The sequence below is a fragment of the Flavobacterium sp. DSR3-2 genome, assembly GCF_049896525.1.
In the GTDB taxonomy this organism is placed as follows: Bacteria; Bacteroidota; Bacteroidia; order Flavobacteriales; family Flavobacteriaceae; genus Flavobacterium.
Map to the genome: position 1 here is coordinate 656513 of NZ_JAFCUM010000001.1, position 15356 is coordinate 671868.

A 15356-nucleotide genomic window follows, 5' to 3' on the forward strand; every position below is an offset into this window, starting at 1 on the left:
CTCTTTTTACATAAATATATAGGTTAGTTTTTACTGTTCAATTTAGATAGTAATCTTAAAAACTCAATATACAACCAAACTAATGTAATCATTAATCCCATGGCACCATACCATTCCATGTATTTTGGCATTTTTTGTTCAACTCCCTTTTCAATGCGGTCAAAATCTAAGAATAAATTTAGAGCTGCGATGATAATCACAAAAACGCTGATGCCAATGCTCATCAGGGAGTTTCCATAATGAACGGGAACAAAACTGGTAAACATGGAGAAAACCCAAGATATAAGATAGTAAGTGGCAATAGCTAACGTAGCTGCCACGACAACTGATTTAAATTGCTCCGTTACTTTTACAATTTTATATTTATACAAACCCAGACAAACCATAAAAGTTACAAAAGTTGCTCCAACCGCCTGAACTACAATTCCAGGGTATCTGACTTCAAATATTGCCGAAATTCCACCGATAAATAATCCCTCAAACAGCGCATATCCCGGAGCTAGATAAGGAGAATATTGTGGTTTGAAAGCAGCGATAAGTACTAAAATTAATCCAACGACAGCTCCACCAATAGCGGCAACCAACGGGTTCATTCCGTTAAAAGTCAGCCACCAGATTACGGTTGCAGATGCGGTAAGAAGCAAAAATAAGATTAAACTTTTATTAATAGTGCCAGACAAAGTCATCTCCTCATTATAATCTATAATCGTTGCATGATGTACCTCATCTCTTTTTGAAACTGCAGTTGACGAAAAAGTTTTATTGTTTAAAAATGGATTTTTAGAATTTAAACTCATAAATTTTAGGGTTATTTATTGTTCAAATATAAATTTTATTTTGCAGAAGAAGGTGTAATTATTCTTAAATTTTTGTGAGGTAAAATCATATTTCATGTAATATTGCATAAAAAAAATCCGTCTTATTTCGTTTTAAAACGAGACAAGACGGAAAGTATTAGAACAGTTTTGGACTATTCTATTTCAGAAACTCTTAAGGTATTGACCATTCCTTTATCTTTAATAGGCATTGCTGCTAGATTGATAAGGAAATCTCCTTTTTGTACAAAACCTTTTTGTTTTACAATTTCGTTGATGTCAGTTACGGTATCATCGGTACTTACATCTTTGGTATACATAAAAGATTTTACGCCCCATAATAAATTAAGTTGGGTAAGAATTCTTTTATTGGATGTAAATACTAAAATATGTGCATTTGGTCTCCAGGCAGATATTTGAAAGGCCGTATAACCACTATTTGTCAATGTACAAATTGCTTTTGCTTTAATTACATTCGCCATGCTTGCTGCGTGATGACAAATTGTTTTAGTGATAAAACGTTTTGTTTTTATCTGTGGAGTGTTTTGTGGAACCTGAATCAGCGGAGAATCTTCTACTGCTTCAATGATTTGAGTCATTTTTTGGATTACCTGAACCGGATAATTACCAGTTGCTGTTTCTCCAGAAAGCATTACTGCATCTGCACCATCCATAACTGAGTTCGCAACATCATTTACCTCGGCACGCGTTGGTGTCAAGCTAGTAATCATAGTTTCCATCATTTGTGTAGCAACGATAACTGGAATACGAGCTGTTTTAGCTTTACGAATCAATTCTTTTTGAACAAGCGGAACTTCATGTGCCGGAAGTTCTACTCCTAAATCTCCTCGGGCAACCATTAATCCATCGCAATAGGCAACAATCTTGTCGATATTTTCTAATGCTTCCGGCATTTCTATTTTTGCAATGATTGGAATTTTATAATCTGAATGTTTTGCGATTAAATCCTGCAAGTCTTGTAAGTCTTGTGGTGTTTTTACAAATGATAATGCAATCCAGTCTACATTTTGTCCAATTGCAAAAATAGCATCAGCAATATCTTTCTCGGTCATTGCGGGAAGCGATATTTTTGTATTCGGTAAATTAACTCCTTTTTTAGATTTCAATTCACCGCCTTGAATTACTCGTGCAATGACTTCTGATTTCTTATCAGTCTCCACAATTTCAAAAATAAGCTTCCCATCATCAAGCAAAATTCTTTCCCCTGGATTTACATCATTTGGAAAGTTTTTGTATTTCATGAACACTTTCTTTGCAGTTCCAAGTATATCTTCGGCGGTGGTAAATGTAATTAGATCACCGTCACGCACTACAACACCTTCTTCCATAACTCCTACACGAAGTTTTGGACCTTGTAAATCGCCTAGAATCGCTGTCGTGTACCCAAACTCTTCATTTAATCCCCGTATCAGATTTATTTTTTCTTTTACATCTTCATAATCAGCATGTGAAAAATTTACTCGGAACACATTTACGCCTGCGTCAATCATGTCTTTTATGATTTCTCTTGTACTACATGCAGGCCCAAGTGTGGCTACAATTTTAGTTTTTTTGTTTGTAAGCATTGATATTAAAAAATTAAATTGTTTTTAGATTTGATTTTATTTGTATCTACAATATAAACAGTTGATATGCTGTCGACGGTGTTTAATAGGAGTTGTATATTGGATACGTTCATGGTATCATCGTTATTTTCAATTTTCAAAAAATAATCTACCTTTTTGAATTCAGGAAGTAAAAAGACTTTCGTAGCCACTTCCATTGTTACATCTGAAAATAGATTTGGAGTGTTTCCTTTTTTATATTGGATAACCTCGTTTTTATTTTGAATCAAATTCCAGGTAATGGTACTTTCTTTATCAATGTAATAAAATCTGGAAAAATTTGTCTCTCCTTCTTTTATATTGATTTGAATTTCATTCCCACTTTTACTTAGGTTTACAGGCAATTTTTGATTAATAAAAAATGCCAACCGATAGTCTTCTAAGGAAGTATGAATAGCGATAAGATAGTAATCTATTTTGTCAAATTCGCCAAGATCAAGTTTGTGAATAGCCATTTCATGAGAAAATAAGATGTAAATATAGTATTTCTAATGAAGTATAAAAGCCTAAAAATGGGATGTTTTTGTTAATTTATGAACGAAAACGATGTAGTTTTATGAATGTTAAGATTATTTTCTATCCATTTTTTCTTGAAATGCAAAATAAGCGCGTTGAGATGCTTTTTCTTCTGCTTTCTTTTTAGAGGTTGCTCTTGCTTTTGCAATTACCTTATCGTCAATGCTGAGTTTTACACCAAACAGACGTTGTCCGTCAATTGCATTGTCCTCAAAAATATCATAATGAAATATTTTTTTTTCTTTTTGACACCATTCGATAACCAGACTTTTATAGCTGATTACTTTTCCCTCGAGTCTTGCAATGTCAACATAGGGAACTACAACTCTCTTTTGAATGAATTTTTCGCAATACACATATCCTCGGTCTAGGTATATGGCTCCAACCAACGATTCAAAAATATTACCATGGATGTTTTCTCCAAAATGCTGAAGTGGCACTTTGCTTTCTATATATTGGACTAAATTCAGGTCTTTGCCTAATTCGTTCAAGTGTTCTCGGCTTACAATTTTAGAACGCATTTTGGTCAAATAACCCTCGTCGCCTGCGGGTGCTTTGCTGAATAAATGAGCAGCAATAACGGAACTTAACATGGCATCTCCCAAAAATTCTAATCGTTCGTAATTGATTGGATTTCCTAAAACATCCAGACGATTAGAGGAGCGATGAGTAAACGCTTTTTTATAAAAATCAAGATTTAACGGGGCAAATCCTAAAATTTTCTGAATAGAATCAAAAAAAATCCCGTCTTCTGGAGAACGGGATTTTGAAAATATTTTTTTGATTATACGCATATATAATTAGATTTCTAATTTTTTAACTAATACACAAGCATTGTGGCCTCCAAAACCGAAAGTATTACTCATTACAACGTTCATGTCTCTTTTCTGAGCTGTGTTAAATGTAAAGTTCAGTTTAGAATCTATGTTTTCATCATCCGTAAAATGGTTGATTGTAGGTGGTACTATTCCATATTTTAATGAAAGAATCGAAGAAATTGTTTCAACTGCTCCGGCTGCTCCAAGTAAATGACCTGTCATGGATTTAGTCGAATTTAAATTCATCGTGTACGCATGTTCACCAAAAACATGCAATATTGCTTTAGATTCTGCCATATCGCCAAGTGGTGTTGAAGTTCCGTGCATATTCACACCATCAACATCAGTTGCTTGCAAACCAGCATCTCTCAAGCAGTTTAGCATTACATTTTTAGCGCCTAATCCTTCAGGATGCGGTGCAGTAATGTGATACGCATCAGCTGACATTCCGCCACCGCCGATTTCGCAATAAATTTTTGCTCCACGGGCAACAGCATGTTCATATTCTTCTAACACCAACGCACCAGCTCCTTCACCTAAAATAAAACCATCTCGATCTTTATCCATTGGTCTTGAAGCAGTTTTAGGATCGTCGTTTCTGGTTGATAAAGCATGCATAGCATTAAAACCTCCCATTCCGGCTATTGTCACTGCAGCTTCAGAGCCACCGGTTATCATAGCATCAGCATGTCCTAATCTAATATAGTTGAAAGCGTCGATTATAGCATTTGTAGAAGAAGCACAAGCTGAAACAGTAGTGAAATTTGGACCTCTGAAACCGTATTTTATAGAAATATGACCACCGGCAATATCCGAAATCATTTTTGGAATAAAGAAAGGATTAAATTTTGGTGTGCCATCTCCGGCTGCAAAATTCAACATTTCAATTTGAAACGTTTCCAAGCCACCAATTCCGGAACCCCATATAACACCAACTCTGTCTTTGTCTAATTTTTCGAAATTAAAACCTGCATCAAGTACCGCTTCATCTGATGAAACCATGGCATATTGTGCATAGCGGTCCATTTTTCGGGCTTCTTTTCTGTCTAAAAAATCTTCAGCATTAAAATTTTTCAATTCGCAGGCAAATTGCGTCTTAAATTTTGAGGCATCAAAATAGGTAATTGGAGCAGCGCCACTAACGCCGTTAATAAGTCCGTTCCAATAGTCTTCAATGTTATTTCCAATAGGTGTAAGAGCGCCTAAACCTGTTACAACAACTCGTCTTAATACCATAAATTCTTTATTTTTGTTATCTTTAAACAAATAAAACCCATGCTTTCTTTACTGTATTACTATTACAAAAGAGCCATGGGTGTTACAGTAAATATATTTGTGATTGAAATTCAATCTCGAATTTAATTTTAAAAATAATAATAACACCCGTTTACAAGAATGCAAACGGGTGTGTCTTTTATTATTTTTTAGCTTCCTCGATATAAGAGATTGCTTGACCTACAGTAGCGATGTTCTCTGCTTGATCGTCTGGAATTTGAATGTCAAATTCTTTTTCGAATTCCATAATAAGCTCAACAGTGTCTAATGAGTCAGCTCCTAAATCATTAGTGAAGCTTGCTTCTGTTACAACTTCGTTTTCGTCAACACCTAATTTGTCTACGATAATCGCTTTTACTCTTGATGCAATGTCTGACATAATCTTTAATTTTAGAATTTAATTTGTTGGCAAAAATAAAAAACTTTATTTTAAAACAACTATTTAGTTAATAAATGTGACATCTAATTTATGAAATTTATTTTAACAAAGCTGTCGCAATGTTATTTATTTTCGATTTTTATGCCTTTTTTTGTGCAATTAAAACAGGTAAGGTTATGAAAAAAATTGTGGTTTTTGCTTCTGGATCGGGTACTAATGCTGAAAATATCATAAAGTATTTTGAAAAAACAAAAACGGGAAATGTTGTGGCAGTCTTCACAAATAATCGAAATGCAGGAGTGCTTGAAAGAGCAAAAACCTATGAAATACAAACAAATGTTTTCTCAAAAGAACAGTTTTTTGAAGGCGAAGTACTACATAAGGTAAATGAAATCCAACCGGATTTGATTGTTTTAGCAGGATTTCTATTGAAATTCCCCGCAAATATCATAGCTGCCTATCCGGATAAGATCATAAATATTCATCCTGCTTTGTTGCCAAAATATGGTGGTACAGGAATGTATGGGATGCATATTCATAAAGCAATTGTGGCCAATAAAGAAAATGAAACCGGAATTACCATTCATTATGTTAATGAAAATTATGATGAAGGAAATATTATTTTTCAACAAAATGTTGTTTTAGCAGGTGATGAAACTCCGGAGGAAGTGGCTCATAAAATTCATGATTTGGAACAAAAATATTTTCCAACGGTAATTGAGGAAATTTTAAATCTAAAATCCTAATTGATAAATGGAACACGACGTACACATATACACGGACGGCGCTGCCAAAGGAAATCCCGGAAACGGCGGTTATGGTGTCGTGATGGAATGGGTAGGAAAACCGTATAAAAAAGAATTCTATGAAGGCTTTCGTCGCACTACTAATAACAGGATGGAGTTGCTGGGTGTTATTGTAGGTCTCGAAAAATTAAAAAACCCAAATACAAGAGTATTGGTAGTTTCTGATTCCAAATATGTGGTTGATTCAGTACAAAAAAAATGGGTTTTAGGCTGGGAAAAAAAAGGCTTTGCAGACCGGAAAAATGCTGACTTGTGGAAACGTTTTTTAATTGTTTATAGAAAACACAAAGTGGATTTTAAATGGATCAAAGGACATAACAACCATGTCCAAAACGAAAGGTGCGATGAATTAGCTGTTATGGCTTCAATGCAAAAACAACTTTCTATAGATGCTTTTTATGAAAAAGAGGAGGCAAAGCTGTTGTGATATAAGAATGTAAATTGGCAAAACTTTACAATTGAGACTCTTTGCAACTTTACAACTTATAAACTATCTTTGCGCCTTAATTCGAAACGTATATAATGAATAAATTATTGATTGTTGGAACAGTAGCTTTCGACGCAATTGAAACTCCATTTGGAAAAACGGACAAAATTTTAGGTGGTGCGGCAACTTATATTGGTTTATCGGCTTCCTTTTTTAATGTACAATCCGCTATAGTTTCTGTAGTTGGAGATGATTTTCCGCAAGAATATTTAGATTTATTGACTTCAAGAAATATTGACATATCTGGTCTTGAAATTGTAAAAGGAGGGAAAACTTTCTTTTGGAGTGGTCGTTATCATAATGACTTGAATTCAAGAGATACGCTGGATACACAACTAAACGTTTTGGCTGATTTTCAACCAAAAGTACCACAAGATTATAAAAACGCTGCTATAGTAATGTTAGGAAATTTACATCCATTGGTACAAAGCAGTGTTTTGGACCAAATGAAAACACAACCTAAATTGACAGTATTGGATACTATGAATTTTTGGATGGATTGTGCTTTACCTGAATTATTGGATGTAATAAAACGTGTAGATGTAATCACCATCAATGATGAGGAAGCAAGACAACTTTCCGGAGAATATTCTTTAGTTAAAGCGGCTGCAAAAATCCATACGATGGGACCTAAATATGTAGTGATTAAAAAAGGAGAACACGGAGCACTTATCTTTCATAATAAAGAAGTTTTCTTCGCGCCTGCTTTACCGCTTGAAGAGGTTTTTGATCCAACTGGAGCAGGAGATACTTTTGCGGGAGGGTTTGCAGGATATTTAACGCAGAGTGAAAATATTTCATTCGAAAACATGAAAAACGCAATTATTCAGGGGTCAAATTTGGCTTCCTTTTGTGTGGAGAAATTTGGAACCGAAAGAATGGTTGATTTAGATAAAACGGAAGTAGTTTCCAGATTGCAACAATTCAAATCACTGACACAATTTGATATAGAATTATAATATTATGAAACCTCGGAAACGGGGTTTTTTTGTTAAATAAAATTAGCAGGGAATTACATCTGATTTATCTTTTTTTTAAATCAGTTCAATTTATTTTTAGAATAACACAACAACACAAACAAACTTACAATGAGCGATGCTTTAAAACACGAGTGTGGTATAGCCTTAATTAGACTACTCAAACCGCTTGAATTTTACAAAGAAAAATACGGAACGGCTTTTTACGGAATCCAAAAGATGTATCTTTTGATGGAAAAGCAACACAATCGCGGACAAGATGGTGCTGGTTTTGCAAGTATAAAATTAGACGTGGAACCAGGAGAGCGTTACATTAGTCGTGTTCGTTCCAATCATGCACAACCGATTCAGGATGTTTTTGCGCAGATTAATGACAGAATCAATGAGGAAATGGCTTCTCATCCGGAATACGCGGATGATGTTGCGCTACAAAAACAGAAAATCCCTTATTTAGGAGAATTGTTTCTAGGACATGTTCGTTATGGAACTTTTGGAAAAAACAGCATTGAAAGTGTTCATCCTTTTTTACGTCAGAATAACTGGATGCACAGAAACTTGATTTTAGCTGGAAACTTTAATATGACGAATGTTAAAGAGCTTTTTCAAAGTTTAGTGGAATTGGGTCAGCATCCAAAAGAAATGGCTGATACAGTTACTGTAATGGAAAAAATTGGTCACTTTCTGGATGACGAGGTAACTGATTTGTATCAAGAATGTAAAAATAATGGCTTAACAAAAAGAGAAGCTTCACGAGTAATTGCTGAAAAGCTGGATGTTGCCAAGATTTTAACCCGAGCTTCTAAAAACTTAGATGGCGGTTATGCGATGGCTGGACTTCTGGGACATGGAGATTCGTTCGTATTTAGAGATCCGGCAGGAATTCGTCCCGCTTATTTTTATCAGGATGATGAAATAGTAGTTGTGGCTTCAGAAAGACCGGTAATCCAGACTGTTTTTAATGTGCCTTTCGAAAAAGTGCAGGAAATTGAACCAGGAAACGCATTGATCATCAAGAAAAACGGGACAGTTTCTATGCAGGAAATTCTTCCGCCAACGGTTAAAAAAGCCTGTTCTTTTGAACGAATCTATTTTTCCAGAGGAAGTGATGCTGAAATATATCAGGAAAGAAAAACACTGGGAAGACTAATTCTTCCGGCTGTTTTAAACTCGATTGATCAAGATACAGACAATACGGTTTTCTCATATATTCCAAATACAGCTGAAACTTCATTCTACGGATTAGTTGAGGCAGCGCAAGATTTCTTGAATCAAAGAAAGAACAATTACATACTTCAAAATAGAAATACCTTAACAAAGGAATCGTTGCAAGAATTACTTGCGGTAAAAATTCGCACCGAAAAAGTAGCGATTAAAGATGCTAAACTAAGAACCTTTATTACAGAAGATAGTAGCCGTGACGATTTAGTAGCCCACGTTTATGATGTGACGTATGGTGTTATAAAACCAACGGATAATCTGGTTATTATTGATGATAGTATTGTTCGGGGAACCACCTTGAAAATGAGTATCATCAAAATGATGGATCGTTTGAATCCAAAGCGAATTGTTATAGTGTCATCGGCGCCACAAATTCGCTATCCGGATTGTTACGGAATTGATATGGCAAAACTGGAAGGTTTAGTGGCTTTCAAAGCAGCTTTAGAACTACTTAAAGAAAGAAATTTGTATCATATCGTGGATGAAGTATATCTGAAATGTAAAGCGCAGGAAAACTTCAAGGACATTGAAATTATAAATTACGTAACGGCAATTTACGAACCTTTTCAACCTCAAGAGATTTCAGATAAAATCGCACAAATGTTAAGTTCTCCGGAGATAAAAGCCGAAGTGAAAATTATTTTTCAAACCGTAGAAGATTTACATATTGCTTGTCCAAAAAATTTAGGAGATTGGTATTTTACCGGAGGCTATCCAACACCTGGAGGAAACCGAGTGGTAAACCGAGCATTCATGAATTTTTATGAAGGAAAAGACGCTAGAGCGTATTAATTTTGGGGTCCACAAGGTTTTAATCGGTTTTCTAAGTTGTTCATCTAATTTATTTGGTGGCAACGAAGAACTAGTATAAATTTGAATCACCATAATATTAGTAGGTTAAGTTTATGGTAGATTTGGGGCAAAAAGGGTGGAAGAGATTCCACCTTTTTTATTGGAGTAAAGTTAGGAAATGATATAAAAAAAATCACCGATTTCAAATCTTGAAATCGGTGATTTTTGTTTTAAGAAACAAGAAAAAAGACAACAGTAATTTTTGAAGTCTTTATTCTTTCATCTTGACGTTTTTTTTATTTATCTAAAGCGAATCTTCTTGCTACTTCCGTCCAGTTGATTACATTGAAAAAAGCTTCAATATAATCGGGTCTTCTGTTTTGATAATGCAAATAGTATGCGTGTTCCCAAACATCCATTCCTAAAATTGGAGTTCCTCCACAACCTACACCAGGCATTAATGGATTGTCTTGGTTTGGAGTTCCACAAACTTCTACTTTTCCACCTTTATGCACGCAAAGCCATGCCCATCCAGAACCAAATTGAGTTGTTCCAGCTTTGCTGAACGATGCTTTAAATTCTTCAAAAGATCCAAAAGTCGCTTCAATCGCAGCTAATAAATCTCCAGTTGGAAGTCCGCCACCGTTTGGTGTCATCACAGTCCAGAACAAATTATGATTGTAAAAACCACCACCATTGTTACGAACTGGCATGTTTTTCATATCAAGATTAAGTAAAATATTTTCAATCGTCTTACCTTCCATATCCGTCCCTGCAATAGCAGTATTAACGTTGGTAATGTAAGCGTTGTGATGTTTCGTGTGATGAATTTCCATCGTGCGCGCATCAATATAAGGTTCCAATGCGTCATACGCATAAGGTAATTGTGGTAATTCAAAAGCCATAATGTGTTTGTTTAATGATTTATAAATATTTATTCAAATTTAAACATTAAACTTTGGAAACGGAAATTCTATTTCGTTATAATTTCATTAAATTAATTGATAGTGTGCTATTTGAAATTGTAACAGACTTATTTTAAGGAGCTATTTACTTCATTAATTCGCTCCGCTCGTGTCCTGCTTTCCGCCGCAAATGAAATTCACCGAACACCAATTAAAATAAAAGTATAATGAAGTAATCTTTTTATCTGTTGCAAAGACGCGTAAAAAGGATTTCCACTTTAAACGAAGTTCATTGAACTTACATGAGAATAAAAATTTGGTGAAGTAATCAGGGCTAAAAAACGGCTGTGCTTTAAATTGCCATTCTGTTTTAAATATATGTTTTAGAACCAAAATTTCTAAATTAAGATTGCGCCATGGCCATACAAACAATACTGATTTTTGCGCCGGGAATTTTCAGCAAAGCTCTGGAACAAGCTTCCAGTGTAGCGCCTGTTGTGATGACATCATCAATTAAAAGGAAATGTTTGTTGTGGTCTTTTCCAGTAAAAGAAACATCAAAAATGCTTTCGATTCCTTCTGTTCTTCCCAATAAGTTTTTCTTGGATTGCGTTTTTGAGTACACATTGCGAATCAGCAGCGAATCATTATAATCGATATTTAAACCAGAAGAAAGTGCTTTTCCAAAAGCAGTTACCTGATTGTATCCTCTTTCTTTTAACTTTTTTCGGTGTAATGGAACAGGAATAATTTCATCAACAGATTGCAGTGAGTCAATGTTCTTTAGATCTTCGGCGTACCATTCGCCAAGAATTGCCCCAATTTCCTCGTGTCCTTTGTATTTTAAATTATGGATAAGTTCTTGTACAATTCCTTTTTTATGAAAATAAAATAATGCCGAAGTATGGATTACAGGAATTCGTCCGTAAAATTTTTTGAAAGCATCATTCTTGGAATTCAAATGATGATTTGTCAGTGGAATATCGTGTCTGCAAACCGTACAAATTACATTTTCATTAGATAATAAAAAGGAGTTGCAGCCGGAACAGACTTTTGGAAAAAAGAGATTTATAATGCTTTCAAACATGTAATCAGGGATTTATTTATAAAAATAGACAAATCAATGCTTCAATCTTTAACAATTTTCTTTTTTTTAAGTTCACTTTTTATATTTTTGCATTATTATGGCAAAACAAGAAGATTTATTTAAGAATGTAATTTCGCACGCAAAAGAATACGGATTTATTTTTCCGTCAAGCGAAATATACGATGGTTTAAGTGCGGTCTATGATTATGCACAAAACGGAGTAGAATTAAAAAAGAACATACGCGAATATTGGTGGAAAGCAATGGTTCAAATGAACGATAACATTGTAGGTCTTGACGCGGCAATATTGATGCACCCAACTACTTGGAAAGCATCAGGTCACGTAGATGCTTTTAACGATCCATTGATTGATAACAAAGATTCAAAAAGAAGATATAGAGCCGATGTTTTGATTGAAGATTATGCCGAAAAGCTAAATCAGAAAGCAATCAAAGAAATCGAAAAAGCACGTGCTCGTTTTGGAGATGCTTTTAACGAACAGGAATTTGTTACGACAAATGCCCGTGTCATGGAGTACAAAGCCAAAGAAAGAGAAATTCTGGAAAGAATGGCGCGTTCTTTAGGAAACGAAGATTTGCAAGATGTAAAAGCATTAATTGAAGAATTAGAAATTGCTTGTCCGGAATCAGGTTCCAGAAATTGGACCGAAGTGCGTCAATTCAACTTGATGTTTGGAACAAAACTTGGAGCTTCAGCTGATTCAGCAATGGATTTGTATTTGCGTCCCGAAACGGCTCAGGGTATTTTTGTTAACTTCCTGAATGTTCAAAAATCAGGTCGAATGAAAGTTCCTTTTGGAATAGCACAAACCGGAAAAGCATTTAGAAATGAAATCGTTGCGAGACAATTTATTTTCCGTATGCGTGAGTTTGAACAAATGGAAATGCAATTTTTTGTGCGTCCTGGCGATGAAATGAAATGGTACGAACATTGGAAAGCGGCGAGACTTAATTGGCATTTGTCACTTGGTTTAGGAAAAGAAAATTACCGTTTTCACGATCACGAAAAATTGGCGCATTATGCGAATGCAGCTGCTGATATTGAGTTTAATTTCCCTTTTGGATTCAAAGAATTGGAAGGAATTCACTCTCGTACCGATTTTGATTTGAAAGCACACGAACAGTTTTCCGGCAGAAAATTACAATATTTTGATGCTGAATTGAATCAGAATTATGTTCCTTATGTAGTAGAGACTTCAGTAGGATTAGACAGGATGTTCTTGGCAGTTTTCGCGACTTCATTGAAGGAAGAAACGCTAGAAGATGGCTCCACAAGAATTGTTTTGAAATTACCTTCGGTTCTGGCTCCAACAAAAGCTGCCATTTTACCATTGGTAAAAAAAGACGGATTGCCAGAAATCGCGCATAAAATCTTTGACGATTTGCGTTGGGATTTTAATGTGGCGTATGATGAAAAAGATGCCGTAGGAAGACGTTACAGAAGACAAGATGCGCTTGGAACTCCTTTTTGCATCACGGTCGATCATCAAACTATCGAAGATCAAACGGTGACTATTCGTCATAGAGATACAATGAAACAAGATCGTGTGGCTATTACAGACTTAAAATCAATTATTGAAAATGAAGTTTCAATGAAAAACTGGTTGATGAAAATGTAATTACTTGCGATTAATATTAAAAAAAAGCTTCTCGATTGAGAAGCTTTTTTGTTTAAAATCTGTAACCTAATGTTATTCCGCCTCGTCCTACTATTTCATTATCAGTATCGCTGCTATTAAATAAGTTTCTACCAACACCTGCATTTATTTCAAAAAGAAATCCTTTTTTGGTAATCCATTTAGAACCCAGACCAAAACCAAGCGCAAAATCGGTTCTGTTTTCGATGTTTGAATTGTATGAATTATTGTTATAGACATAGCTATCATAAGAATTCAGCATCCCGAAACCTTCCACAAAAAAACCAGCCGCCGGTTTTTTACTGAAATAAAAACGATAGAAGGGAGTCAGGCTAAATTTGGTGTAAAATTGATCATCATAATTGAAAAATAATGATACTCCAACTCCGGATTCTTCGCTAAGTAATCGTTCGTAAGTGAATTCTCCGGCGCCTATCACCAATAAAAGTGCATTTCCTTTTAATTCATTTCTTTTAAAATCGACTGTTTCTTTTTCTTGGCTAAAACCAAATAGAGAAGAAGTTAGGCAAATTAATACAAATAGTTTTTTCATAATGTTGGTTTTTTTATAAAAGTAAGATAAATTTGTAAAAAAAGTATTTTTTACGTTTAATTTTTTGCTGGCTAATTTGCACAGAGTAATAATCAATCGATACCGTTAATTTTTATGTCAGTAATAAAATAAGTCCCAGCTTTTCTATTGGAAATTTTTTGTGATAATAACGAGATGTTTTTTAGGTATGGTTTACTAAATGAAATTTATTTTAACTGGTTAGAAAATAAAAAACAACGCTTTTTATCGGATATATTTGCACTTCATCTTAATGTGTTAACATTTGTTTAAAACATATTAACAACTTATGAGGAAAAAAGGTTAAATGATTATTTTTAGAATGTTGAATAAGATTCTTTTATTTGATTTTTCATGCTTTCGTATAATTAGTTTCCCTAAACCACGATAGTAATTTAATGATCTGAAGTATGTTTTGCTTTGAATATCAGATTTAATGCCTCATAATTTCAGGAAAAACCATCGATGAATTACTCGTACATTATTATTGACGACAATCAAGAAGGTGTTCTAAAAACAAAAGGCGTTGCTGATAGTTTTTCAGAGCTTACTTTTGTGGCGTCCGCAAATAATTATACTGATGGACTAAATCTTATTTTAGAACATACTCCTGTAATAGTTTTTCTCGAAATTGATCCTAATAATAAAGCCAGTAATTTGTCTTTGGCACTTATCAATGAACTGCACAGATATTTAATAGTTGTCCCAAAAATTATTGTTAAATCCAGCAATAAAGATTTAGCCTTTGATGCTATAAAATGTGAGGTTTTCGATTATTTCGTAAACCCACTGCTAAGAATTGATCTGGTAAAATTGATATTAAAATTAAATAAGTCAAAAGTTGAAAGTGAAGTAGATTTGAATGAACCTATAACTTTTGATGAAAAACCAACATTCCTCCCACAACCCGAAACGATAAGTCATGGACAATCGTTGACATTGTGTATTAAGTCTTATGGAGATTATCGTTATATTGATGCAAAAGACATTTGTTATCTGCGGGCGGATAATAATTCAACAGATATCTATCTCAACAATGGAGAAATGATTACTGCTTTTAAAACATTGAAACATTTTGAACGAGCATTGTCGTATCCATTTATTAGAATTCATAATAGTTACATTGTGAACCGTAATTATATTTCCAGAATTCATAGCGGAAACTCTCTCTGTCATATTAAAAATAGTACTGAAAAACTTCCTTTTTCTAAATCATACAAGATTAATATCGATCTCATTATCTCTGAATTTGCTAACGGAAATTATTTAGAAATATAGAATCAGCCATGCACTCAAATTTGATATTCATCTACCGCCAAACGGGTGCATTCTACCATAAACGTCTTTTTTTATAGGAAAAAATTAAGTTGTCTGTGTAGTTTTACAGAAGAATCACTGATTAATTGTGCTTCTAAATAAGATAAATCA

At 34.3% G+C, this 15356-nt stretch carries 15 protein-coding genes; 6 read left to right on the forward strand and 9 right to left on the reverse strand.

Annotated elements, in window-relative coordinates; translation table 11 throughout:
• Positions 1-23 precede the first annotated feature (23 nt).
• From ACP7AV_RS02935 to ACP7AV_RS02960, 6 genes are all read right to left on the reverse strand, one after another.
• Positions 24-797, reverse strand: a complete 774-nt coding sequence (locus ACP7AV_RS02935) for a Bax inhibitor-1/YccA family protein (protein ID WP_426090695.1) — start codon at positions 795-797, stop codon at positions 24-26.
• Between the two features lie 173 nt (positions 798-970).
• Positions 971-2401: a pyruvate kinase gene (pyk, locus tag ACP7AV_RS02940; RefSeq protein ID WP_426090696.1), complete on the reverse strand. Its 1431-nt coding sequence runs from the start codon at positions 2399-2401 to the stop codon at positions 971-973.
• Positions 2402-2406: 5 nt separating this feature from the next.
• Positions 2407-2895 carry an IPExxxVDY family protein gene (locus tag ACP7AV_RS02945; RefSeq protein WP_426090697.1) on the reverse strand — a complete coding sequence of 163 codons (489 nt, stop codon included), beginning with the start codon at positions 2893-2895 and terminating at the stop codon, positions 2407-2409.
• A gap of 114 nt (positions 2896-3009) precedes the next feature.
• Entirely contained in the window at positions 3010-3750 is a 741-nt protein-coding gene (locus tag ACP7AV_RS02950) for a ribonuclease III family protein (protein ID WP_426090698.1), read from the reverse strand.
• A gap of 6 nt (positions 3751-3756) precedes the next feature.
• Positions 3757-5010 (reverse strand): beta-ketoacyl-ACP synthase II, encoded by a 1254-nt coding sequence (fabF, locus tag ACP7AV_RS02955; protein WP_426062764.1) that lies wholly within the window; start codon positions 5008-5010, stop codon positions 3757-3759.
• 181 nt (positions 5011-5191) lie between these two features.
• A complete protein-coding gene (locus ACP7AV_RS02960) occupies positions 5192-5428 on the reverse strand; it encodes an acyl carrier protein (RefSeq protein WP_007137004.1) in 237 nt (78 codons plus the stop codon).
• Positions 5429-5604: 176 nt separating this feature from the next.
• Between ACP7AV_RS02960 and purN the strand changes: the two genes are divergently transcribed.
• From purN to ACP7AV_RS02980, 4 genes are all read left to right on the forward strand, one after another.
• A complete protein-coding gene (purN, locus tag ACP7AV_RS02965; RefSeq protein WP_426090699.1) occupies positions 5605-6174 on the forward strand; it encodes a phosphoribosylglycinamide formyltransferase in 570 nt (189 codons plus the stop codon).
• Positions 6175-6181: 7 nt separating this feature from the next.
• The gene (gene rnhA, locus ACP7AV_RS02970; protein WP_426062766.1) at positions 6182-6661 is read left to right on the forward strand and encodes a ribonuclease HI; all 480 of its coding nucleotides are present in this window, start codon (positions 6182-6184) and stop codon (positions 6659-6661) included.
• A 95-nt stretch (positions 6662-6756) separates the two neighbouring features.
• Positions 6757-7680, forward strand: a complete 924-nt coding sequence (locus ACP7AV_RS02975) for a PfkB family carbohydrate kinase (protein ID WP_426090700.1) — start codon at positions 6757-6759, stop codon at positions 7678-7680.
• A gap of 129 nt (positions 7681-7809) precedes the next feature.
• Positions 7810-9708 carry an amidophosphoribosyltransferase gene (locus ACP7AV_RS02980; protein ID WP_426090701.1) on the forward strand — a complete coding sequence of 633 codons (1899 nt, stop codon included), beginning with the start codon at positions 7810-7812 and terminating at the stop codon, positions 9706-9708.
• A 296-nt stretch (positions 9709-10004) separates the two neighbouring features.
• Here the strand turns inward: ACP7AV_RS02980 and ACP7AV_RS02985 are convergent, their stop codons facing one another.
• Positions 10005-10613 (reverse strand): superoxide dismutase, encoded by a 609-nt coding sequence (locus tag ACP7AV_RS02985; RefSeq protein WP_426090702.1) that lies wholly within the window; start codon positions 10611-10613, stop codon positions 10005-10007.
• A gap of 403 nt (positions 10614-11016) precedes the next feature.
• Positions 11017-11700 carry a ComF family protein gene (locus ACP7AV_RS02990; RefSeq protein ID WP_426090703.1) on the reverse strand — a complete coding sequence of 228 codons (684 nt, stop codon included), beginning with the start codon at positions 11698-11700 and terminating at the stop codon, positions 11017-11019.
• 97 nt (positions 11701-11797) lie between these two features.
• Between ACP7AV_RS02990 and ACP7AV_RS02995 the strand changes: the two genes are divergently transcribed.
• Positions 11798-13339, forward strand: a complete 1542-nt coding sequence (locus tag ACP7AV_RS02995; RefSeq protein ID WP_426090704.1) for a glycine--tRNA ligase — start codon at positions 11798-11800, stop codon at positions 13337-13339.
• Positions 13340-13391: 52 nt separating this feature from the next.
• Here ACP7AV_RS02995 and ACP7AV_RS03000 read toward each other — a convergent pair whose 3' ends face one another.
• Entirely contained in the window at positions 13392-13910 is a 519-nt protein-coding gene (locus ACP7AV_RS03000) for a DUF3575 domain-containing protein (protein WP_426090705.1), read from the reverse strand.
• Between the two features lie 483 nt (positions 13911-14393).
• Here ACP7AV_RS03000 and ACP7AV_RS03005 point away from each other — a divergent pair, with 483 nt between their 5' ends.
• Positions 14394-15206 (forward strand): LytR/AlgR family response regulator transcription factor, encoded by an 813-nt coding sequence (locus ACP7AV_RS03005; protein ID WP_426090706.1) that lies wholly within the window; start codon positions 14394-14396, stop codon positions 15204-15206.
• Positions 15207-15356: the final 150 nt, after the last annotated feature.